17 protein-coding genes are annotated in these 19,583 nt (G+C 46.9%); 15 read left to right on the top strand and 2 right to left on the bottom strand.

The genetic code is table 11. The features are described 5' to 3' along the window. Window positions 1–76: 76 nt before the first annotated feature. A complete protein-coding gene (locus KNQ08_RS10855) occupies window positions 77–1,444 on the bottom strand; it encodes a copper amine oxidase (protein ID WP_069940026.1) in 1,368 nt (455 codons plus the stop codon). 404 nt (window positions 1,445–1,848) lie between these two features. Between KNQ08_RS10855 and KNQ08_RS10850 the strand changes: the two genes are divergently transcribed. The 6 genes from KNQ08_RS10850 to KNQ08_RS10825 all read left to right on the top strand — a co-directional run bounded on the left by KNQ08_RS10850 (window position 1,849) and on the right by KNQ08_RS10825 (window position 5,677). Then, complete coding sequence (locus KNQ08_RS10850) at window positions 1,849–2,145, top strand: DNA-directed RNA polymerase subunit beta (RefSeq protein ID WP_029342717.1); 297 nt, start codon at window positions 1,849–1,851, stop codon at window positions 2,143–2,145. Between the two features lie 27 nt (window positions 2,146–2,172). Next, a complete protein-coding gene (gene fabZ, locus KNQ08_RS10845; protein ID WP_029342716.1) occupies window positions 2,173–2,595 on the top strand; it encodes a 3-hydroxyacyl-ACP dehydratase FabZ in 423 nt (140 codons plus the stop codon). Between the two features lie 7 nt (window positions 2,596–2,602). Next, window positions 2,603–3,025, top strand: coding sequence for a hypothetical protein (locus KNQ08_RS10840; protein WP_029342715.1), 423 nt, complete (start codon window positions 2,603–2,605; stop codon window positions 3,023–3,025). A gap of 96 nt (window positions 3,026–3,121) precedes the next feature. Then, window positions 3,122–3,436, top strand: a complete 315-nt coding sequence (locus KNQ08_RS10835) for a four-helix bundle copper-binding protein (RefSeq protein WP_214771627.1) — start codon at window positions 3,122–3,124, stop codon at window positions 3,434–3,436. 135 nt (window positions 3,437–3,571) lie between these two features. Further along, the gene (locus tag KNQ08_RS10830; protein ID WP_214771625.1) at window positions 3,572–5,140 is read left to right on the top strand and encodes an SdrD B-like domain-containing protein; all 1,569 of its coding nucleotides are present in this window, start codon (window positions 3,572–3,574) and stop codon (window positions 5,138–5,140) included. Window positions 5,141–5,251: 111 nt separating this feature from the next. Beyond that, a complete protein-coding gene (locus KNQ08_RS10825) occupies window positions 5,252–5,677 on the top strand; it encodes a helix-turn-helix domain-containing protein (protein ID WP_029342712.1) in 426 nt (141 codons plus the stop codon). A gap of 69 nt (window positions 5,678–5,746) precedes the next feature. On the opposite strand, the gene KNQ08_RS10820 is transcribed toward KNQ08_RS10825, so the two are convergent. Further along, window positions 5,747–5,998 (bottom strand): hypothetical protein, encoded by a 252-nt coding sequence (locus tag KNQ08_RS10820; protein ID WP_251133649.1) that lies wholly within the window; start codon window positions 5,996–5,998, stop codon window positions 5,747–5,749. 163 nt (window positions 5,999–6,161) lie between these two features. Here KNQ08_RS10820 and KNQ08_RS10815 point away from each other — a divergent pair, with 163 nt between their 5' ends. From KNQ08_RS10815 to KNQ08_RS10775, 9 genes are all read left to right on the top strand, one after another. Further along, window positions 6,162–6,572: a hypothetical protein gene (locus KNQ08_RS10815; protein ID WP_149427902.1), complete on the top strand. Its 411-nt coding sequence runs from the start codon at window positions 6,162–6,164 to the stop codon at window positions 6,570–6,572. Between the two features lie 500 nt (window positions 6,573–7,072). Further along, the gene (locus KNQ08_RS10810; RefSeq protein WP_214805597.1) at window positions 7,073–10,411 is read left to right on the top strand and encodes a hypothetical protein; all 3,339 of its coding nucleotides are present in this window, start codon (window positions 7,073–7,075) and stop codon (window positions 10,409–10,411) included. A gap of 207 nt (window positions 10,412–10,618) precedes the next feature. Continuing rightward, entirely contained in the window at window positions 10,619–13,297 is a 2,679-nt protein-coding gene (locus KNQ08_RS10805) for a glycoside hydrolase family 70 protein (protein ID WP_214805596.1), read from the top strand. Window positions 13,298–13,420: 123 nt separating this feature from the next. After that, window positions 13,421–14,995, top strand: coding sequence for a S8 family peptidase (locus tag KNQ08_RS10800; protein ID WP_214805595.1), 1,575 nt, complete (start codon window positions 13,421–13,423; stop codon window positions 14,993–14,995). A gap of 137 nt (window positions 14,996–15,132) precedes the next feature. Continuing rightward, window positions 15,133–16,692, top strand: a complete 1,560-nt coding sequence (locus tag KNQ08_RS10795; protein WP_214805594.1) for a S8 family peptidase — start codon at window positions 15,133–15,135, stop codon at window positions 16,690–16,692. A gap of 17 nt (window positions 16,693–16,709) precedes the next feature. Then, entirely contained in the window at window positions 16,710–17,393 is a 684-nt protein-coding gene (locus KNQ08_RS10790; protein ID WP_214805592.1) for a hypothetical protein, read from the top strand. 44 nt (window positions 17,394–17,437) lie between these two features. Continuing rightward, on the top strand, window positions 17,438–18,136 hold the full coding sequence (locus KNQ08_RS10785; protein ID WP_214805590.1) for a hypothetical protein: 699 nt from the start codon (window positions 17,438–17,440) through the stop codon (window positions 18,134–18,136). A gap of 30 nt (window positions 18,137–18,166) precedes the next feature. After that, the gene (locus KNQ08_RS10780) at window positions 18,167–18,877 is read left to right on the top strand and encodes a hypothetical protein (RefSeq protein ID WP_214805587.1); all 711 of its coding nucleotides are present in this window, start codon (window positions 18,167–18,169) and stop codon (window positions 18,875–18,877) included. Further along, window positions 18,877–19,569, top strand: coding sequence for a hypothetical protein (locus tag KNQ08_RS10775; RefSeq protein ID WP_214805585.1), 693 nt, complete (start codon window positions 18,877–18,879; stop codon window positions 19,567–19,569). The genes KNQ08_RS10780 and KNQ08_RS10775 overlap by 1 nt, the downstream gene beginning before the upstream one ends. Window positions 19,570–19,583: the final 14 nt, after the last annotated feature.

Here is a 19,583-nt window from a genome sequence, read left to right as displayed (position 1 = left end):
AGAGAAGAGATTCCCTCTATGTACAAAAATAACAGGATAGCATGTCGCTATCCTGTTATTGATTATACCCAATTTCTTAGGCGTTTTGACGTTTACGTGCGAGGACAAGACCGACTGCTCCGAGTGCAAGACCGAATACTGCGATCGCACCAGTTGTTGCAGCTGAGTTGTTGTCGCTCATTCCACCGTTACCTGTGTTAGGCATTGATCCTGGAGTACCATCCATGAACTTCTCTGGTGATTGTTTAACGATTGCATCACCGAGGTTAGCTCCTACGCCGTACATGTAAGCGTAAGACTCACGGAATGTGTCGACAGAACCTTTGTAGTCGCCTTCAACATACTGCATGAACGTATCTTGGACGTAAGTCTCGTGACCTGATACGGCTTCTTGTGCTGCTTTTGTTGGAAGGTTTTCTTCTGTAGCGGCACCAAGGAATGCACCGAAGTCGTTCGAGAACATTTTGAGCATGTCTTGTGCGTCACCCATCAATTTCTTGTCGTCATTGATTGCTGCTGTGACGAGGTTCGCTTGTGCTTCGATGTGGTTTTTCGTCCAAACTTGCTCGAACTGATCTGCACCGGCTTGACCGTAGATTGATTTGATTGCTGCTTTGAAGTCAGCTGTGTGCATATCTTCAGCCCAGTTTGCTGCATCGTAGTCTTTCGCTTGATCGACACCAGCTGTTAAGCTGAGGTTTGCAAGAGCGACGTGTTCAGCTGCAAGGCTGTTGAGTGTTGAACGAAGGTCTGCTGCTTTTGAGTCAGCTTTCGTATTGTCGAATTTCTCAGGCATCTGTGTTGTGATCGCAACAGAGAGTGCTTTTGAGATATCGTACATGCGGCTGTAACCTTCACGGAACGTGTTGTACGATCCTTCGTAGTCACCAGCTGCATATTGCTGGAATGTTTTGTAGACGTCTGCTTCGTGAGCACGGAGGACTTCTTCAGCTGCTGCTTTCGGGAGTTTACCTTCCGTAGCTGTATCGAGGAAGCTTGAGAGATCTTGAACGAACTCTTCTGTTTCTTTCTTCGAAGCGTTGATACCGTCTTGGTCGTCTGCTTTTACAGCTTTGACGAGGTCTGTCGTATATTTGTTGTGATCAACGAAGATTTTCTCGAACTGTTTTGCGCCTTCTTCGCCGTAGACTGAAGCGATTGCTGGAGTCATGTCGAGTGCGTTTTGTTTGAGTGCTGCTTCGTAGTACTGTGCATCTTTTGAACCGTCATATTGTTTCTTCATGTCCATGACTGCGAGGACGAAGTGCTCAGAGAGTAATTGATCGAGTGTTGCACGAAGGTCAGCGGCTTTTGTTTTGACCGTGACGTTTTTCGGTGCATCTTGTTTCATGTCTTCTCCGCCACCGGAAGCGAATGCTGCCGTTCCTGGTAGTACGAGTGCTGCTGCCATTGCTGATGCTGCGAATTTTTTCGTGTGTTTCATCTTAAATCATTCCTCTCAGTTTTTGGTTTATTTGGTAGGTGTTTCTTGCCTGTTCTGAATAGCTTACGCAACGTCGGGTGATTTGGATTGCATAAAGTTTTAATTTTTTTAATGAGTTGTTGAAGTGATATTTCGTGCCATCCAAGGACCGTTGTTGCGTCGTTCTGGAAAGCTTACGCCGGACAGTTCAGTTTGGATTTAAAAAAGTGTAAAAAAACCGCAGAACGTGGGAAACTGTTTTTCGCCTTCCTTATATACACAAACTAAAATTTTTTAGAGGAATTGCCTGTCTGGTCGTGTTACACTAGTTGCGGAACACGTTTTGTAGCGAATTTGGAACTATTTAATACCAGGTACTAATATGCTATACTGTTCTCAGACTGAATCAATGAAAGGTGATCAAGATGGTACAAAACCAAACAGGCACGGATCAGCCAACGCGTGAACGCCTGAAGAAGAAGCAACAGGCTTCAAACCAGGAAACCGGCAATCCGGAGCACAAATCAGAGCGACGTCTTCGTGCATATTCGACACGCCGAGTTCCGATCATCGTACGTGTACTGATCGTTCTCGTTCTCATCGTCGTAGCACTGATCGTCGGCGCAATGGTGGGTTATGCGACGTTTGGTGGTGGCGAGGCAATGGATGTGTTAAAGCTCGACACATGGACCCGCATCACCGATTTTTGGATGAAATCTTAATTTAATCAGTGATGGGAGCTGTCGAATATGTATACGATCGAACAAATCAAGGAAGTCATTCCGCACCGGTATCCATTTTTACTCGTTGACCGCATTTTGGAAGTCGAAGAGGGAAAACGTGCCGTTGGAATCAAGAACGTCACGGCGAACGAAGAATTCTTCAATGGCCATTTCCCAGAATACAATGTCATGCCCGGCGTCTTGATCGTCGAAGCACTCGCGCAAGTCGGTGCCTTTGCCGTATTGAAGATGGAAGAGAATCAAGGGAAGCTCGCTTTCTTCGCAGGAATTGAAGGATGCCGCTTCAAACGTCAAGTCGTGCCCGGGGATCAGCTCCGCCTCGAAGTCGAATTGACGAAGGTCCGCGGACCAATCGGTAAAGGTCGTGCCACAGCCACAGTCGATGGGGAAGTCGCCTGTGTCGCTGAACTGACGTTTGCTATGAAGTGAAGCGAACATGAAACGCTGGCTTCTCCCCCTCGCGATTTCCTTACTCGTCGTTCCTGGTTGTCAGCGCGCAGAACAAGCGAAGACCGCTTCCCCGACGGTCATCGTAGATCCCGTTAAGCGTGCAGGACAGACCGAGAACATTTCCGCTCAGGTCACTCTGACGGAAAATGACCGGATGCGTCTTGTTATCCGGACAGCGAATGACATTCGACTCGATGACCAACAGGTCGATATTCGGCTCGAAGTCGCCAATCAATCGATTCCGTTTCCGTTCGTCTCCTTCGAAGCGAAGAAGATGGGGGAAATCCGGACCTATACGTCCAATACGACGATTGAAAAAGAAGTCTTCGATGACCAACGTCTTCCGGTCCTCATCATTGATGCAGGAGCAGGGCGTGGGATCGAGATTCCGCTTGAGATCGTCAAATAAGACAGCATAGCGAGCTTCTAGCTCCATGTGCTGTCTTATTTTTGTTTGATTTCGGCTCGTCAGGGTACAAAAAACATATACAAAGGAGGAATCATTATGAATCACACGGTACAGCAACGACTGACAGATTGTATTCTTGCTTGTAATCATTGTTTTGATGCCTGTCTGAAGGAAGAACATGTCGGACATATGGCGAATTGTATTCGACTCGACCGGGATTGTGCGGATATCTGTAGCCTCTTGCTACAAGCAATCGCTCGAAACAGCTCGAATGTCGCGGTTCTTGCAAAGGCATGCCAGGAGATATGTGAAGCCTGTGCCGCTGAGTGTAGTAAACACGATCATGACCATTGCCAAGCGTGTGCGAAGGCGTGTACGGCATGTGCGCAAGCGTGTAGTCAGCTCGTCTAAGACCTTGTCTCTCGACAAGGCTTTTTTATTATAAAAAAATAGCAGGAATTCAAGATTTTTTCTGGTTATTTTTGGCGGATTTGTTTACTATTTAGGGAGGTAATATTAAATCACGATAGGAGCATACATACACTCATGAGAAAACTTAGCTTACTTTTGATGGCACTCGTCGTCGCGTTCGGACTGAAGTTACCGGTCTACGCAGAAACTGTCGAGTGGGACGTCACCGGGACGGGCACGGGTCCATATACGTTGACGTTTGAAGGCACAGGCATCGTTGATATCACGTCGGAGACGGCACTCGTCTTTGAAGATGGCGTGACAGGTGAAGACGTCAACATCGAAGAGACACCGGTCGTGACGTTCACGGCAGAGACGGCACCTGTCGTCAAGGTCGTCTCAGCAGATGGACAACGGACGATTCTTGTCCAGTTCGGTAAAGTCGTCACGCCAGAAGAGCCGAAGACAGAAGAACCAACTCCAGAGACACCAGTAACAGAAGAACCGGTTAAAGAAGATCCGGCAACGGATGAACCGACGACAGACGAACCGACACCGGAAGAGCCTGTGACGGAAGAACCGGTCAAGGAAGAGCCGACGACAGACGAGCCAGAGACAGGTGATGACGCGACACCGACACCAGTCGAGGTACCGACGACGGCAACGATCGAAGGAACGATCTGGTTCGATGAGAACGAAGACGGCATTCGCCAAGAGAAGGAAACACGTCTCGATGATGTCGTCGTCTATTTGATGGACCGGAATGAAGATGTCATCGATGAAGTATACACGAAGAATGGTCTATACAGCTTCAAGGATTTAAAACCAGGAACATATGAAGTCGAAGTCGACGGATATGACATGGGGTACTATTTCTATTCCGAGCAAAACGTTGGTGACGACCGGACGATCGACTCCGATGTCGATGAAGACTTTGGGATGAAGAAAGTCCGTCTCGTCGCAGGTCAGACGGAAGTGATCGACGCTGGGATTTACGGCGACGAAGAGCTCGACGGTGCGTTCGAGCATTGGTTAGCCGTTGTCAATTTCTTTGATGCAAACGGAAACCAACAGCCAGATTTTGATGAAGGAACACTTCCTGCGACGTATACGGTGACGGATGCGATCACAGGAAAGGACGTCTATCAGGAAAAGATCGCAAAAGATGATTTAATGATGCTCCAACTTGATCCGGGAACGTACACGATCAAGACGGAAGTCGCAGCGGGTTACACGGTCAAAGCGATGCATCACCTTGACATGGATGACTTGATGATGGATATGGACGAAGAGATGTATGAAGACTATGAGTCATTCGCTCAGCAAGCGAAAGCGATGAAACTGATGGCGAGCGATGAAGAAGCAATCTCGCCGGAAGAACAAGAGATGATTGATGAATTGTTGAAGTACTTCGAGCGAAAATCACCGGAAGCGGGTGTGACGATCGAAGACGGCAGCCTCGGTACGATTTTGCTCGCGGAAATCGCGAAAGCAGAACCGGTCGCAAAACCGACGCCAACACCAACGTCAACAGAAACATCTGTTCAGACAGTCGATTCGGCTGAAAAACAATCGAAACCTACGACAACGACAGCAACGGGCACATTACCACAAGCAGGTGAAGACAAGCCGTTCCCATATGCAGCAACGGGAGTAGGACTTGCTATCGTCGGCCTTTGGTTACTCGTTCGTCGGGGAGCATAACGATTAGAGACCTTCTATACGAGGGTCTCTTTTTTGATGTGTGTATACTTTGACACACACGCACACATGTGTGTATAGTAAAGGTACTACTAGAGGGAAAGAGGGATGACGATGTTAACGACAAAACAGATCAGTGAATTGTTACGTGTCTCAGAAGAAACGGTCCGTCGCTGGATTCGGACGGGCGAATTGCATGCCGAACAGGACGGAAAAGGGTATCTCGTCGATGAGTTGGCGCTGAAACGTCTCGTCGATGAGAAGTCGCAGATTCCAGGAACCGCGATGAACAAGATTCTCCCACTCATCCAAGATATGTTCGGACCGGAAGCGGCTCAGTTCGCGAAATCAAACTTGTTTGACCCACTCCGTCAATCGATGGAGCAAGCCCCACCGAAGCCGGAAGCATCAAACGAGTCACTCGCAGAAGAACTTGATCGTCTCAAACGCAAAAAACGTCGTCTCGAACTCGAGCACGAACTGAAGTTGCTTGAGATCGAAGAGAAAATCGCAGCAATCGAACGGAAAGTTCAGTCCTGAACACGAAAAGCGATGTCCCCAATTGAGGAGACATCGCTTTTTTTCGTTCGACCATAAGAAAAACCCACTTCACGAGTCGGAAGGGGTTTTGTCGCTTGCTTGTTTCTTTTTACGGTACCAGTACCAGTAAGCAAGTCCCAGTCCAATCGGGATTGCAGCCAAGTACGGGTTAGCTTCGATGAAGCTGATCATCTCAAAGAGCGCGAACCATCCACTGATTAAACCGAGGATGAGTAAAATCGTCCGTAGTGCTTCGGGAAGCTTGCGGATCCGATACGCAATGAGACAGACGAGGCAAAAGATAATGATAGCCACGAGCATTCCTCCCATTCCCGTAATCCAGTATAGCGTATTCGGAAAGCTTTTTCGATGTTGAATGATGGGAAAAGATTCAAATCCGTTTCGAACAATCGAACCGTTTGACCTGTCATGATAAGTGAGCCCCTCGCGGACTCACCTATTTTTGATGAAAAGGAGCAGACGCATGGTCATTGATTATTTTGCAGTCTTACCGAGTGGGAAAAAAGGCGCACTAGAGCCGCACTGTCTGACACAAGGAACGTGGTATCAGCGCATCAATGAGGAATTGTTTCGAGCCATCCATTATGGAGCCGGGATCATCCGGATACGCGACAAAGGAGCGGAACTGCGGATTCCGATCGAGTTCGGATTCGGTTATGTCTTACAGTATCTGCGCCAGTTCACGGAGGCGGAGCGACAAGATGGACGAAAACGTCATGTCTTGCAACGACAGCTCGATTGGATTGGTCGCGGATTACCGATTGAATTAAAGCGACGCGGAACGAAGATTGAAATGTGGGCTGATGATATCCATCGCTTGCATCGGGAATCGTTCCTACGAGCAATCGAAAAAGCAGATCATTTTATCTCGTGAAATCAAAACTTTATTTTAATAAAACGAAAATAAAGGGAAAACTTAATAAAATGTAAGCGTTTTCTTTAAAGGGGTGAATCCAAAAATTAATTTCCATGCACAGCCCATGTAAATATATTTTATCTTACTACTATTCACCTATTTTTTACAAAAAATCTATTGTGGCGTCTTTCCTAGTTTTGTATATTTGACCTGTAGCGTTTCTACCGATTCTCAAAAACGAAACGGTGGAACGCACGAATCTACAATCAGAAATGGCTTCTTGGAGCGATTTCGGCAGTTTCTTTAGTTCATCCCAATCGGATACATAATGGCTCACGAATGGATCGTCTTGATGATAGACGAAAAGTCGCACGTGAAACAGAACGTACTCCTCCTAAGACGACTAAAGAATTTTTTAACTGCTTTAAAGTAAAATATTTCTATATTTTACTTATATTGTAGATTATAAATTGGGATTTGCGCTTTTGATTTGTTAGAAAAGAGGAGGAATAGTAAACATGGGTTATTCGAAGAAAACGAACAAATTGTACGCTGCTGCAGCTGCGCTTGCAGTCACGGCGTCTGTCGTAGCACCGGTTGCTGCTGATGCAGCATCGAAGGTCTCGGTTAAATACATCTCTCCAATCTTGATGAAGCACGCTGGTGGTTCGAAATATGCAGTAAAGAAATTGACGCTTCCGACGAAAGTCAAAGTCAAACTTTCAAACGGCAAGTACGAAATGCGCTCAGTCAAATGGAGCGGTTCTGTCAAATTCGAAAAGAAATACATCAACAAATACCAAGTCCTTTACGGTAAGGTAGCGGGTACGACGAAAAAAGCGATCCTCAAAGTCGAACTTCAAAACTACCCAGTTGATGTTCTCGAACCAGTCCTCGAGCCGGTCGCTGTTGGCGGAAAAGTTCAATTGCCAAGCACGATCAGCATCCAGTACAAATCAGGTATCATCGTGAAACGCCCAATCAGCAAGTTCAATCTCAAAACTCCATCGACTTCAAAAGCAGGCAAATATAAACTGGCTTACTCGTACAAAGGTGCTAATTCTGTCGTAACAGGTTACATCAACTACGAAGTCAAGGCAGCAAGCATCTCGAACGTCATGGGAAGCGTCGATGATCAGATGCTTTCAGTCAAAGCAGATGTCATGTACCCAGCAGTGGGCGCAATGGCAGAACTCTTGATCTACCCAGGTAAAGACTTATCAACGACGCCAATCGTTGCAAAAGGAACGCTCTCGAAAGGGAAGTTCATGGCGTCGCAAGGTGGCATTCCAGAAGGAACGCACAGCTACGTCGTCAAAGTCGGCGATGTCAAATCAGCTCCGATGGACTTCACGATCGCAAACACGGTCCTCGCTTCAGCGAAAGCAATCGGCAAAGAGAAAGTCGAAGTCTCATTCTCGCGTGCCGTTGACTCTGTCTCAGCAGACAACTTCAAAATCGCAGGTGCGACAGTCAAGTCAGCGACACTTAGCGCAGACAAGAAGTCAGCAGTTCTTGAAGTCGAAGGACTCGAGTACGGCATGGACTACTCAGTTGACGCAAAAGGCATCTTGATTGGTGGCGTTGCAAAAGACCTCGGTTCACTCAGCTTCATGACGCAAAGCGTCGAAAACATCTGGATGCTTGAAGTGACACCAAAAGCGTCTTCGATCCTTGCAAACGGATCAGACAACACGGAAGTCACATTCCAGTTGAAAAACAAAGCAACAGGTGAAGTCGATACGAAAGCAGACGATATCGTCTTGAAATTATCGACATCATTCGGTTCACTCGCGAAAGAACGCGTTACGATTCAAGATGGTAAAGCGACGGTTCTCTTGACGTCTGAGTTCAGCAACACAGACATCGAAGCAACAATCGACGCGCAAATCATCGAGACAGTCAACGGTGAGTACAAAGACTTGATCGGTAAAATCGATGGACAAGCGAAAGTCAAATTCAGCACGGTCATGGTTACGCCAGCACCAGTTGAATTGATCAACGTCCTTGCAGCGGAATCGAACCAAGCGGATCGTGTGACGATTTTCCTCGATAAAGCCGTTTCACGTGATCTTCTCTTGAAATCGTTCGGTCTCGATAAGAAATTACCGACGGTTGACGAGAGCGAATACCTCGCAAACGACAACATCCAAATCGAGCAATTCGATGGTTCGAAACGCGTCATCGGTATCAAATCGATTCCTTCGAATCCAAAGGCATTCGAATTGATCCTTGATAAAGAAACACCACTCCAAGACAACGCAACTGTTAAAGTGCTTGCGAAAATCACGAGCAGCACGGATACAGAAGTGAAGTCAAAAGCAAGCTTCAAGTTGACGGATGCACGTCAGCCGGAAGTCACTTCGGTCAAACCAGTCGGTCTGAACCAACTTGAAGTGAAATTCTCTGAAGCAATCGCAGATGCGAAGTTCAAAATCGATGGTCAATACGGCGAGAAGTACTTCAAAGTCGAATACCTCGGATTTGATAACAAAACAGGTGTCGATCGCCGTGATACAGTCATCATCACGTTGAACGATGCGAAAATGATGGGTGTTGCTCCAGAAGAAGCGTATCCAGGAGCAAAAGAAGGCTACTTCGCACCTGGTAAACACTCACTCCAAATTTGGAACACGATGGACTTCGCAGCCCTTTCGGATGAGTCGAACATCGGAACGACACAAAACCTCGACTTCACAGTTGCTGCTGATACAGTCAAGCCAACTGCAGGCGTCGTTGTTGAGTCACCAGAACAATTCCGTATCATGTTCAGCAAACAGCTTAAAGGTCTCGACCTCGACGCAGTCAAAGCATTGCTTGCTTCGAAGAAGTTGAAACTCGAGCGTTACAACTCGAACACGAAGTTGTACGAAGACTTCAGCCAGTATGCTGATGTCACGTACTACGATGAAGAGACAGGCGAAGTTCTCCTCGAACTCAATAAGGACTGGACGGAAATCTACGATACAGTCAACACGAAAGAGAACTACTACAACGATAAGTTCAAACTTTCGCTCGCAAAAGATTCTGTCAAAGCAGAAGCAAACGGCGAGAAAAACGACGCGTTGTCGCTTGATCTCAACTATGCTGGTTCACCGCTCAACTCTCCAGATCTGAAGAGTGCGGAAATCACGACGATTGACCGTTACCTCTTGACGAATGACTTCACAGTCATGATGAGCGAGCCGGTTAAACTTCGTGGTCTTGATCAGTCGGATACACCACTCATCAACGCAGAAGGTACAGTACTTCCGCCGAAAACAACAGTTGAGTTCATCGGTAAAGATAAAAACGGTAAAACCGTTACGATCGATGGATCAGTCGTTGGTTACACGGATAGCTCAGATATGAACTTCCGCGTCGCTGCGAATGATAACCTTCAGTATCTCGTCGACAAAGAAGGATACGGCGAAGAGTGGAAAGTCGTCGTCAAGTCACTCTCTGACGATGTCGGAAACACTGTCGCTACAGCGACACACGACTTCAAAGTTTCGAAAACGCCAGTCACACCAGTGGCTTCGCCATTCGAAATCGCTAAAGTCACAGCTAACGCAAAAGATGAAAAAGACGTCATCCGTATCAAGTTCACAGAAGGTGTTCAATACACTGGAATGTACGATGCAACGAACACTGCACAGTACACGTTGAACGGAAAAAATCTCCCAGTCGGCACAAGCATCTCGCTTGCAGATTCGGATGATGATATCACGAACGGTCTCGACATCGTTAAGATCAAAGTTCCAGAAGGGACACTTAAAACATTGTCGAACGTCATCACGGTCAACAAAGAGCTTCAGTCGTATGACAACTCTGTCTTGACTGGTGGTTACGAGAAAGCAGTTCTTCTCGGACTATAAGAAACGTAAAATCTCTTCCTACTACGGTAGGGAGAGGTTTTTTTGTGACAAAATAGCGCAATCGATTGCATTTTGGTAAATCTATTTACCTATTTTATAAATTTACATCTGTCTTTACTTTAAAAAGATGTTAAATTATGTGATGTTATTTGGAATTTTAGGTAGAAATAATCAAAAATATACATCTTTAAAAGGGAGATTAGACTCATGAACAAGACGAAAAAAGTCTCGACAGGTTTGCTTGCGGCATTGGTCGCGACAAGCGGACTGACGTATGCACCAGAAAGCGCAAAGGCTTTCGCACCAAGTGAAAAGCTCGACAATCGCGTTATTTTCCAAAGCTTCAGCCTGTATCAACCGTACGAAAGCAACATGTACCGGACGCTTGCTAAAAAAGGTGAATTGCTCAATTCATGGGGCGTAACAGATGTGTGGTTGCCGCCTGCATATCGTTCATTCGATATGGCACGTTACATGGAAGGATATGCAATCGCTGACCGTTATGACCTCGGTGAATTCCCACAAGGACCAAATAAAACAGTTGCGACGAAATACGGAAAAGCCACACAACTCGAGATGATGGTCGACATGTTGCATGACGACAACATCAAAGTCCAGATGGACCTCGTTCCGAACCAAATGCTCGGTCTCAATCAACGTGAAGCTGTTTTCGTTCGTCGTGCGACAAGCTCAGGTGAGCCGTTTACGAACCCGTTCACAGGCGGAGAAAAAACGAAGACGCTCGCAACACCTTATCTCGCTTATACAAAAGGTGGCGGTATGGGACAAGCAAAATATGGTTACCTCAAAGAATGGAACAAATCGTTCATCAATGGAACATCACTGCAAGGGCAGGGGATGGGCCGCGTCATGACGGACAAAGACGGTAAACCATACCGTTACTTCGGCAAAGACGATGCGAAGAACTACTTACCAGAATGGTTGCTTGACGCAGCGAAGACACAGAACTTGAATGTCATCGATACGTATCTCGCAGCAGACGGCTGGTATGAAGTCTCACCAGAGAACTGGAAGCCGATGCTTTCGCAATACGCGAAGGATGAAGGATACCTCGAGTACATGAAACAAAACGGCTTCGCAACAAAAGAAGCATTGCTCACTTCAACGGAAAACGGAAAAATCGCTTCGTTGACGGAAGAATACATGAAAACGCAGGCTGCGTACGGTTATGGATCAGAAGAACGTTCATACCAAAACGATAACTCAGGGATCGACATCGAAGATCAATTCCTCTTCGTCGATGAGACTGGCTTCCCAACGCAGGCATACAACAAAACGATGACGAACAACGATGAGTTCTTGATCGGTGTCGACCTGGCGAACTCGAACCCAGAAGTCATCAAGGAGCAAAAGAACTGGATGAAGTGGATGCTTGAGACATACAAGTTCGACGGTTTCCGGATCGATGCAGCATCACACTATGATACGAGAATCTTGAATGCAGAAGCAGAAGTGTCAAAAGCGCACTTCGGTAAAAAAGATTACCTCAGCTACATCGAGAGCTATAAAACAGAACAGAATGCTTACATGAAAGCTAACAATAATGAACAACTCGTCATGGACGGAGAGCTTTACTTCACGCTCCGTTCAGCACTTACGCCATCGAACAAACGTGCACTCCGTGACTTAGCGAAAGTCTCAGTCGTTAACCGTGAAGGTGACGGCGCGACGAACGTTCAAGCGAACTGGTCATTCGTCAACAACCATGACCAAGAGAAAAACCGCGTCAACCAAATCATGCTTGATACGTACGGCATCAAAACGAATACGCAGTACGGAAAAGACAGCGAGCCGAAATCGTTCGAGAAGCTCTACAATAAAGAAGATGAAGCGAAGGCACTTGCGATCTATAACAAAGAACTCGCAAGTCCAACGAAGAAATACTCGACGGAAAACGTCGTCGCGCAATACGCGTTCCTTCTTTCGAACAAAAACACGGTACCAACAGTCTACTACGGTGATCTCTACCAGACGGATGCATCGTATATGTCGAAAACGACACCGTACTATGATGAAATCACGAATCTCCTAAAAGTCCGTAAACAGTATGCGTATGGTAAACAACACGTTGCGTACCATACGTCGAACACGTCAAAAGAAGCGGGTAAAGACTTGATCTCAAGCGTCCGTTTCGGAAAAGACCGCAACACAGGTGTCGCGACAGTCATCGGGAAAAACGCAGCGCTTGATACGACGGTTCAAGTCAACATGGGTAAAACACACGCGAACCAAGTCTTCGTCGATGCTAGTGGCGTCACGAACACGAAACTCGTTACAGATAAGAACGGTATCTTGACGGTTCCAGTCAAAGGTATCAAGACAGCTGAAGTCAACGGTTACGTCGGCGTCTTCGTTCCACAAGCAACAAAAGCGCCAGTTGCAGCAATCAAAGCAGGTGCTGTCTACCAAGGAAAAGCACTCGACTTGAAAACGACAGTCGCGAACACGACATCAGCAGTTGCGTCAACACGCTACCGTGTCCTTGATACGAAAAAAGCGACAGTTGATTCAAAAGGTCGCCTGACAGGCAAAGCAACAGGTAAGACGACGGTTGAAGCAACGGTCACGTTAAAAGACGGTTTTGTCTTGAAAACAGTTTTACCGATCGAAACAAAAGCAAACAGCGTCACGCTGAAAGCAACAAAAGCAACACTCAAGAAGAACCAGACGACACGTATCGCGTATACGTCAGCAACGGATAAGATCAAATCTGTTCAGTATACATCAGCAAACAAAAAAGTTGCACAAGTCTCGTCACGTGGTAACGTAAAAGGAATCAAAGCAGGTAAGACGACGATCCGTGTCACATACACGACAGTAGGAAACTACAAAGTCGTCAAAACATTCACAGTCACAGTCAAGTAATATTAGACATCACTCTCCCTGCGAGAGTGATGTTTTTTCGATTTGCGTCAATGTTTTACTATATTCCACATAATCCCATCTAATCCGGGTATTAGTAAGAAAGACCTAGAGGGAGGAACAATGATGCGAACATGGTTAGCAGGGAGCTTAGCACTTGGTTTGATCTGCAGTACAGTACCAGTCAAGGCGCTTGAAAAGCAGGAAACGATTCGTCCGGCGACATTAACGAAGGCGAAGGAAGTCCCGACCTTCTCAAAACAAGCCGGCAGTGCCTTGACAGGTCGCTTCGACTCGGATGGATTTGCGGTATGGTATTTTGATGCGAAGGATTTTGTCGCAAAAGGAACGCACTTTGAGTTCGAACTCGACTACGACACGTACGGAACGATGTTCGCCAGTAAAGCTGACGCGGAAGCAGGTCGTGTCTACAATCGGTATTACCAAGTCACGGATGATACACTCTACTTCCCACTCAGTTGGAGCGGACGGCAGTACTTAGTTCTCGAAGGCTATCCGGGCGATCGTTATTCTGTTCCCGCCTACATCTCGCGTTATGAACCGATTGAGGAATCAATGACAGCTGCCGTCAAAGCAGTCAAACCGGCGTTACTCGTGCAGACACGTCCTGGTGCAATGCGGGCGCAATCGTTCGGGGCCTCAAAAGTCGAATCACTAGCGTCTGAGCTCCGCATCGAACGACTCGTCTATGATTCCTATGCTGACGCTGAAGCGGCGAAGAAAAAGTTCGAGCGATCAAACAGCGTGGCGTTCGCAGAGTTCGACGCACCGATTCAAGCCTTCGGTGTCGACGCCTATCAAAAACATCAATGGTCGCTGCAGAACACGGGACAAAAGAAGGGACTGAAAGGAGCAGACATCGGCTTCGTCGCCATGCAAAAACGGATCAAAGGCAAGAAGCTGTCTGCAACGAAAGTCGCAGTCCTCGACTCCGGCATCAATCCGACGTATGCCGACTTCGCAGGTAAAGTCCGGATGGATCTCGGCTATGATTTCATCAATGGCGATAAGACAGCCTGGGATGACAACGGACACGGTTCACACGTCGCCGGGATCATTGCTGCAGGTGGAAATAACACGTACGGGATGACCGGTATCAATCCGATGACGACGTTGATTCCGATCAAGGTCCTCGATGAGTCAGGGGCTGGTTCGGTCTCGGGACTCGTCAAAGGCATCCAGCATGCGACAAAACAAGGTGCCCGGGTCATCAACATGAGTCTCGGCGGTAGTTCTTCTTCAAAATCGATCGAGTCGGCATTAGCCGCAGCGGTCAAGAAGAACATCCTGATCGTCGCTGCTTCCGGGAACGAAGGACGCGGAACGGTCGCATATCCGGCCCGTTCGAAATATGTCTTGTCGGTCGGTGCAACCGGACGAAAGGATACAAAAGCGTCGTTCTCGAATTACGGAACGGGACTGGACCTCGTTGCCCCTGGCGTCTCGATTCCAAGCTACCTCGCAGATGGAGAGTTGTTATATGGAAGTGGTACTTCGATGGCGACGCCACACGTCGCGGGTGTCGCGAGTCTCTTGATCAGTCTGAAGCCGTCCTTGAAAGCAAGTAGTGTGGAAAGTATCCTCAAGAAATCAGCGAAGGATCTCGGTAAAAAAGGCTATGATACGAGTTATGGTGCCGGTCGTTTGAATGCTGATAACGCAGTCAAAATGATTCCGTAATGCAGTCAAGAAGTCCTGTGCGAACAGGGCTTCTTTTTTTCAGTCAATTCATTGATTGATAGAGGTAAAAAGAACTAGGAAAATCAATTTTTTCCATTATAATGAAAAAGGATACAACGATAAGGAGTGAAACCCAAATGAAAAAGGTCATCGTCAGTGCTCTCCTCGTGAGTGCATTTGGTACATATACATGGGATACGACAGAAGCTGCGACAACGGCGAAAAAAGTGCCGGCCATTGAAGGCAAAACGAAAAAAGGCTACATCAAAGGAACGTTCGATGCGAGCGGGAAAGCCTTGTTCTATTTTGATACGAAGACGTATCTGTCAGGTGGAACACACTTGAAGTTCGCCTTTGACACTTCCAAAAAAGCGACCGTTTATACGTCGCAGACGGAATACAAACAAAAAGATCCGTATGCGCGGTATGCGAATAGTAAAAAGACACTCTTTTTCCCACTGACATGGAGTGGACGACAATACATTGAAGTAACGGGAACGAAGAATAAAGCTTTTACGATTCCCTATAAACTCGAACGACTCGAACCAATTCGAGAATACGCGACAAAATCAACGACAACCGGACAGGCAACGAGTCTTGTCGTTCGTCTGAACGGAGCGACGAAAGCGAGTACGTTGTCACAGACGTCACGGGCTACTGATCACGAAACGATCGACAGTACGCTACGGCTCGAGAAGTTCTCCTACAACAGCTTCATCCAAGCGATGGCAGCCAAACGCCAACTTGAAAAAACAAAAGGTGTCCGGTACGTCGAACTCGATCAACCGATGAAGTTACTCAGCACCGATCCATTCCAGTCCGTCCAGTGGGCATTAAAAAACACTGGACAACGCGGAGGCGTCAAGGGAGCGGATATCGGTTATCACGCGATGGTCAAACGGATTGCCAACAAGTCACGTTCGACCGTTCGCGTGGCAGTTGTCGATACGGGGATTAATCCGACCTATGCGGATTTCGCTGGACGCGTCCGGATGGATCTCGGATACGATTTTGTTCATAAACATCAACTCGCTTATGACGATCACGGACACGGCACACATGTTGCCGGTGTCATTGCTGCAACATCAAACAATGGGTATGGGATGACGGGGATCAACGATCGAGCAAGCATCATTCCGATCAAGGTCATCTCGCGCAATAACTATGCGTCGAACTCGAATATCGCCAAAGGCATTCTGTTCGCTGTGAAACAAAAGGCAAAAGTCATCAACTTGAGTCTTGGTGGTGGCGGTGTTTCCTTAGCGATTGAAGATGCCTTAGCGGAAGCGCGTAAGAAAGGAATTTTTGTCGCAGCAGCAACCGGTAACGAAGGCGCATCGAAACTGTCCTATCCGGCACGCTCGAAATATGCCTTTTCGGTCGGGGCGACGAACCGATTCGATAAACGAGCGTCGTTCTCGAACTATGGCGAAGGACTCGATCTCGTCGCACCGGGGCAGGATATCGCGAGTTATTTGCAAGACGGCGAATCGATCTTCTGGAGCGGCACATCGATGGCAACACCGCATGTCGCAGGGGTCGCGAGTGTCCTCTATAGCTTAAAGCCAAGTATCAAAGTGACGGACGTCGAATCGATTCTTCGGAAGTCAGCAAAGGACCTCGGCAAAAAAGGTCGTGACACGACGTACGGATACGGTCGCTTGAATGCCGATCGCGCCGTTCAGCTCGTGAAATAAGGAAAGTAGGTTAAACGATGAAACGTATTCTATGTGTCTTCCTCATCGGTGTCCTCTGTTTCAGTGGGACACTCGAAGGACAAGCAGCGTCAAAGGAAGCACTGCAGATTAAACAAGAGTACAAAGCACTCAAGTTCGGTATGACGCTGAGGGAAGTCGCGAAGACAATATACGGAAAAGAGTACCGGAAATACATCAAGAAGCAAAATGGTAGTGTCATCTTTACGAAAAAACCGGGAACGACCGATAACGAACAAGGGTATCGGTCCCTCGGATACGTACTTGATCGCCCCTCCAAAAACCTTCCAACGACAACGCTTCTTGAATTTAGTACGAAACAGCACCAGAAGACATATTATCTGACACAAAAAGCGCTGTACTATCAAGCCGATACGGAAAATGGGTTGTATGAAAATAGCCGGACACTCATGAAGCCGGCGTCATTACGCCACGGGATGACGGAGAAACAACTCGACCAACTGGTGTCCGGCAAAAAGCTCGGACAGGTGTCAATGTATTTTAGTTGGAACGTTTCGTCCGTTTTCAAAGAAAGTCCGATGAAAACGGGGCGCTACAAAATCTATCAATTCCATCGACCACATTCGAAAAAGATGCAGGTCGTCACCTTGTCCTATAACAAGCAGAAAAAGCGATATGAGGTTGATACAGAAATCGGGATTTCATTGAAATACGAAAAATGAATAAGGATGATTCGTGGAGTCATCGAGGAGAGTAGGAAACAGATATGAAACGCATCATGATAGGGTCACTCTGTTTAGTACTGTTGCTTGGTCTGTTTGTTCCAGGAACAGTATCCGCAGCAACAAAAGCAGAAACGCTTGCGACGTCACAGTACAAAGGCTTGAAAAATGGAATGACGATGCAACAAGTCGCGCAAGTCCTGTATGGCAAGTCGTATCAGAAACACCTGAAGAAAAGAAACGGATCGACTGTTCTTAAACTTCCAATCAACTTCGAAGGGGATGAAGAAGGACATAAGCAATTAATCCACGTCCTCTCCGATTCGACAACAACACATCCCCCGACTGAACTAGTCTTACAATTCATGACGAAACAGAAGGGTACGAAGTATCGCTTGGTGACGAAAGGCTTGTTCATCGAACGGAAGACGAAGACAGGGTATCGCGAAAGTACACGATCGCTCGTCAAAGGTGCCGCGCTTCAGAACGGGATGACGGAAAAAGAGCTCGATGCGAAATTGACGGGGAAGGGTCTTGGCAACTGGACGATGCTCGGTCATATGGATACAGCGTCTGCTTATACGCTGGACGAACAAAAACGTGGGTTTGCTGAAGTGTCTCGGATCAAAGAATATGTCTTTAAATCGACGACGAACAAGTGGAAACATGTCGAACTGACGTATAGCGAACAAAAAAGAACTTATGAGATCAGTGATGTTCGGACGATTCAGGAAAAAAACTAAAGCACGTGCAATAGAAAGTGAGTGAACGGGATGCAGAAGTGGATCAAGTCGAGTTTCGTCTGTCTGATGGTCATCGTATTACTTAGCAGTGGAACGGTCTCGGCGGCAACGAAAAACGAACAACAATTTACCGATTCTTTGAAAAACTATTCGTTCGGGATGACGGTGACAGAGTTTGCTAAGCAGATGTACGGCAAGTCGTATCAAAAATACTTAACGAAGAAAAATGGATCGACTGTTCTCAAACACGATGTAAAGAAAGTCATTTCAGAAGAATCTGTCGATAGCCTCCAGTATTTCTTCTATGATCAAACGAAACAAGAGCCGATGCATGTCATGCAAATCATGTTCATGAAAAAACCGAAGGATAAGCTCTATCGCCTTGTATTTAAAGGCGTGGACATGAAACGAGATCACCCGATGACCGTAAGGCAAAGTACGAAACAGCTCATGACAGGGAAACAGATTCGATTCGACATGACCACGAAACAAGTAGATGCTGTCCTGACAGGGAAAGGGCTCGGCGACTGGATGACGTGGGCTGTGATGGACTATCGCTCGGTCTTCTCGAAACAAGAGCTGAAAAACATTGGATTCGGAAATGCAAAAGTGAAAATCTATATCTTCCAGACGGATAATAAGGAGAAGCAGAAGCGCGTCAGGATGCATGATACGGGTAAAGGCTATGTCGTTGCGGATGTAATGACAGTTTCCGGCGCAAACGAAGACGGTGGATTCTGATGCATAAGTGGAACGTAAAACGATGGCTTCTCATGGTACTTGTCGCAATAGTTTCTTTACATCCAGTAACGGCGGGTGCTGCAACGAAGGCTGAGACGATCGCCACGAAACAATATCGTGCTTTAAAGCCCGGGATGACGGTGGAACAAGTCGCCAAAGTCCTCTATGGCAAGACGTATAAAAAACAACTGAAGATGAAAAACGGTTCACAAGTCTTACGATTGAACACAGAAATTGAGATGGAGGAATGGGATCGGAACGTCCTTCTCTATGATCTTGTGAATCGAAAAGTGGAATTCCCGTCAGCGATCGGTGTCCTGATGTTCATGACGGAGACGGGCGGAACGAAGTATCGGCTGACGATGAAACAAATGGAGTTCAAACGTGACACGGCAGCCGGATTCCGGACGAGCGATCGTAAACTGATCAAAGGTGCGAAAATCAAGAACGGGATGACGGAGCAACAAGTTGATCGATTACTGACGGGGAAAGGGCTCGGAGCATTCGGGACACTCGGTCACGTCGATACGACATCCGTTCTTCGAAAAAAAGAAGTCAAAGCAAGGAAAGCAACGATCATTCATACGAAATCATACGTTTTTCCGACAGCAACACATAAATGGCAATACATCTTTTTCATCTATGACACGAAAAAGAAAGCGTATCGTGTCGAAGATCATAGTCAGTACTAAAAAGGAGAGTAGAG

Source organism: Exiguobacterium sp. s46 (genome assembly GCF_018618875.1).
In the GTDB taxonomy this organism is placed as follows: domain Bacteria; phylum Bacillota; class Bacilli; order Exiguobacteriales; family Exiguobacteriaceae; genus Exiguobacterium_A; species Exiguobacterium_A abrahamii.
This window is presented reverse-complemented; position numbering and strand designations above follow the sequence as displayed.

Bases quoted from the DNA above. Each gene is read 5' to 3' on its own strand.
- KNQ08_RS10820 (WP_251133649.1), bottom strand. From the start codon at position 5,998: ATGCTCGTGGCTATCATTATCTTTTGCCTCGTCTGTCTCATTGCGTAT.
- KNQ08_RS10780 (WP_214805587.1), top strand. From the start codon at position 18,167: ATGCAGAAGTGGATCAAGTCGAGTTTCGTCTGTCTGATGGTCATCGTA.
- KNQ08_RS10790 (WP_214805592.1), top strand. From the start codon at position 16,710: ATGAAACGTATTCTATGTGTCTTCCTCATCGGTGTCCTCTGTTTCAGT.
- KNQ08_RS10775 (WP_214805585.1), top strand. From the start codon at position 18,877: ATGCATAAGTGGAACGTAAAACGATGGCTTCTCATGGTACTTGTCGCA.
- KNQ08_RS10830 (WP_214771625.1), top strand. From the start codon at position 3,572: ATGAGAAAACTTAGCTTACTTTTGATGGCACTCGTCGTCGCGTTCGGA.
- KNQ08_RS10795 (WP_214805594.1), top strand. From the start codon at position 15,133: ATGAAAAAGGTCATCGTCAGTGCTCTCCTCGTGAGTGCATTTGGTACA.
- KNQ08_RS10800 (WP_214805595.1), top strand. From the start codon at position 13,421: ATGCGAACATGGTTAGCAGGGAGCTTAGCACTTGGTTTGATCTGCAGT.
- fabZ (WP_029342716.1), top strand. From the start codon at position 2,173: ATGTATACGATCGAACAAATCAAGGAAGTCATTCCGCACCGGTATCCA.
- KNQ08_RS10810 (WP_214805597.1), top strand. From the start codon at position 7,073: ATGGGTTATTCGAAGAAAACGAACAAATTGTACGCTGCTGCAGCTGCG.
- KNQ08_RS10840 (WP_029342715.1), top strand. From the start codon at position 2,603: ATGAAACGCTGGCTTCTCCCCCTCGCGATTTCCTTACTCGTCGTTCCT.
- KNQ08_RS10855 (WP_069940026.1), bottom strand. From the start codon at position 1,444: ATGAAACACACGAAAAAATTCGCAGCATCAGCAATGGCAGCAGCACTC.
- KNQ08_RS10825 (WP_029342712.1), top strand. From the start codon at position 5,252: ATGTTAACGACAAAACAGATCAGTGAATTGTTACGTGTCTCAGAAGAA.
- KNQ08_RS10785 (WP_214805590.1), top strand. From the start codon at position 17,438: ATGAAACGCATCATGATAGGGTCACTCTGTTTAGTACTGTTGCTTGGT.
- KNQ08_RS10850 (WP_029342717.1), top strand. From the start codon at position 1,849: ATGGTACAAAACCAAACAGGCACGGATCAGCCAACGCGTGAACGCCTG.
- KNQ08_RS10815 (WP_149427902.1), top strand. From the start codon at position 6,162: ATGGTCATTGATTATTTTGCAGTCTTACCGAGTGGGAAAAAAGGCGCA.
- KNQ08_RS10835 (WP_214771627.1), top strand. From the start codon at position 3,122: ATGAATCACACGGTACAGCAACGACTGACAGATTGTATTCTTGCTTGT.
- KNQ08_RS10805 (WP_214805596.1), top strand. From the start codon at position 10,619: ATGAACAAGACGAAAAAAGTCTCGACAGGTTTGCTTGCGGCATTGGTC.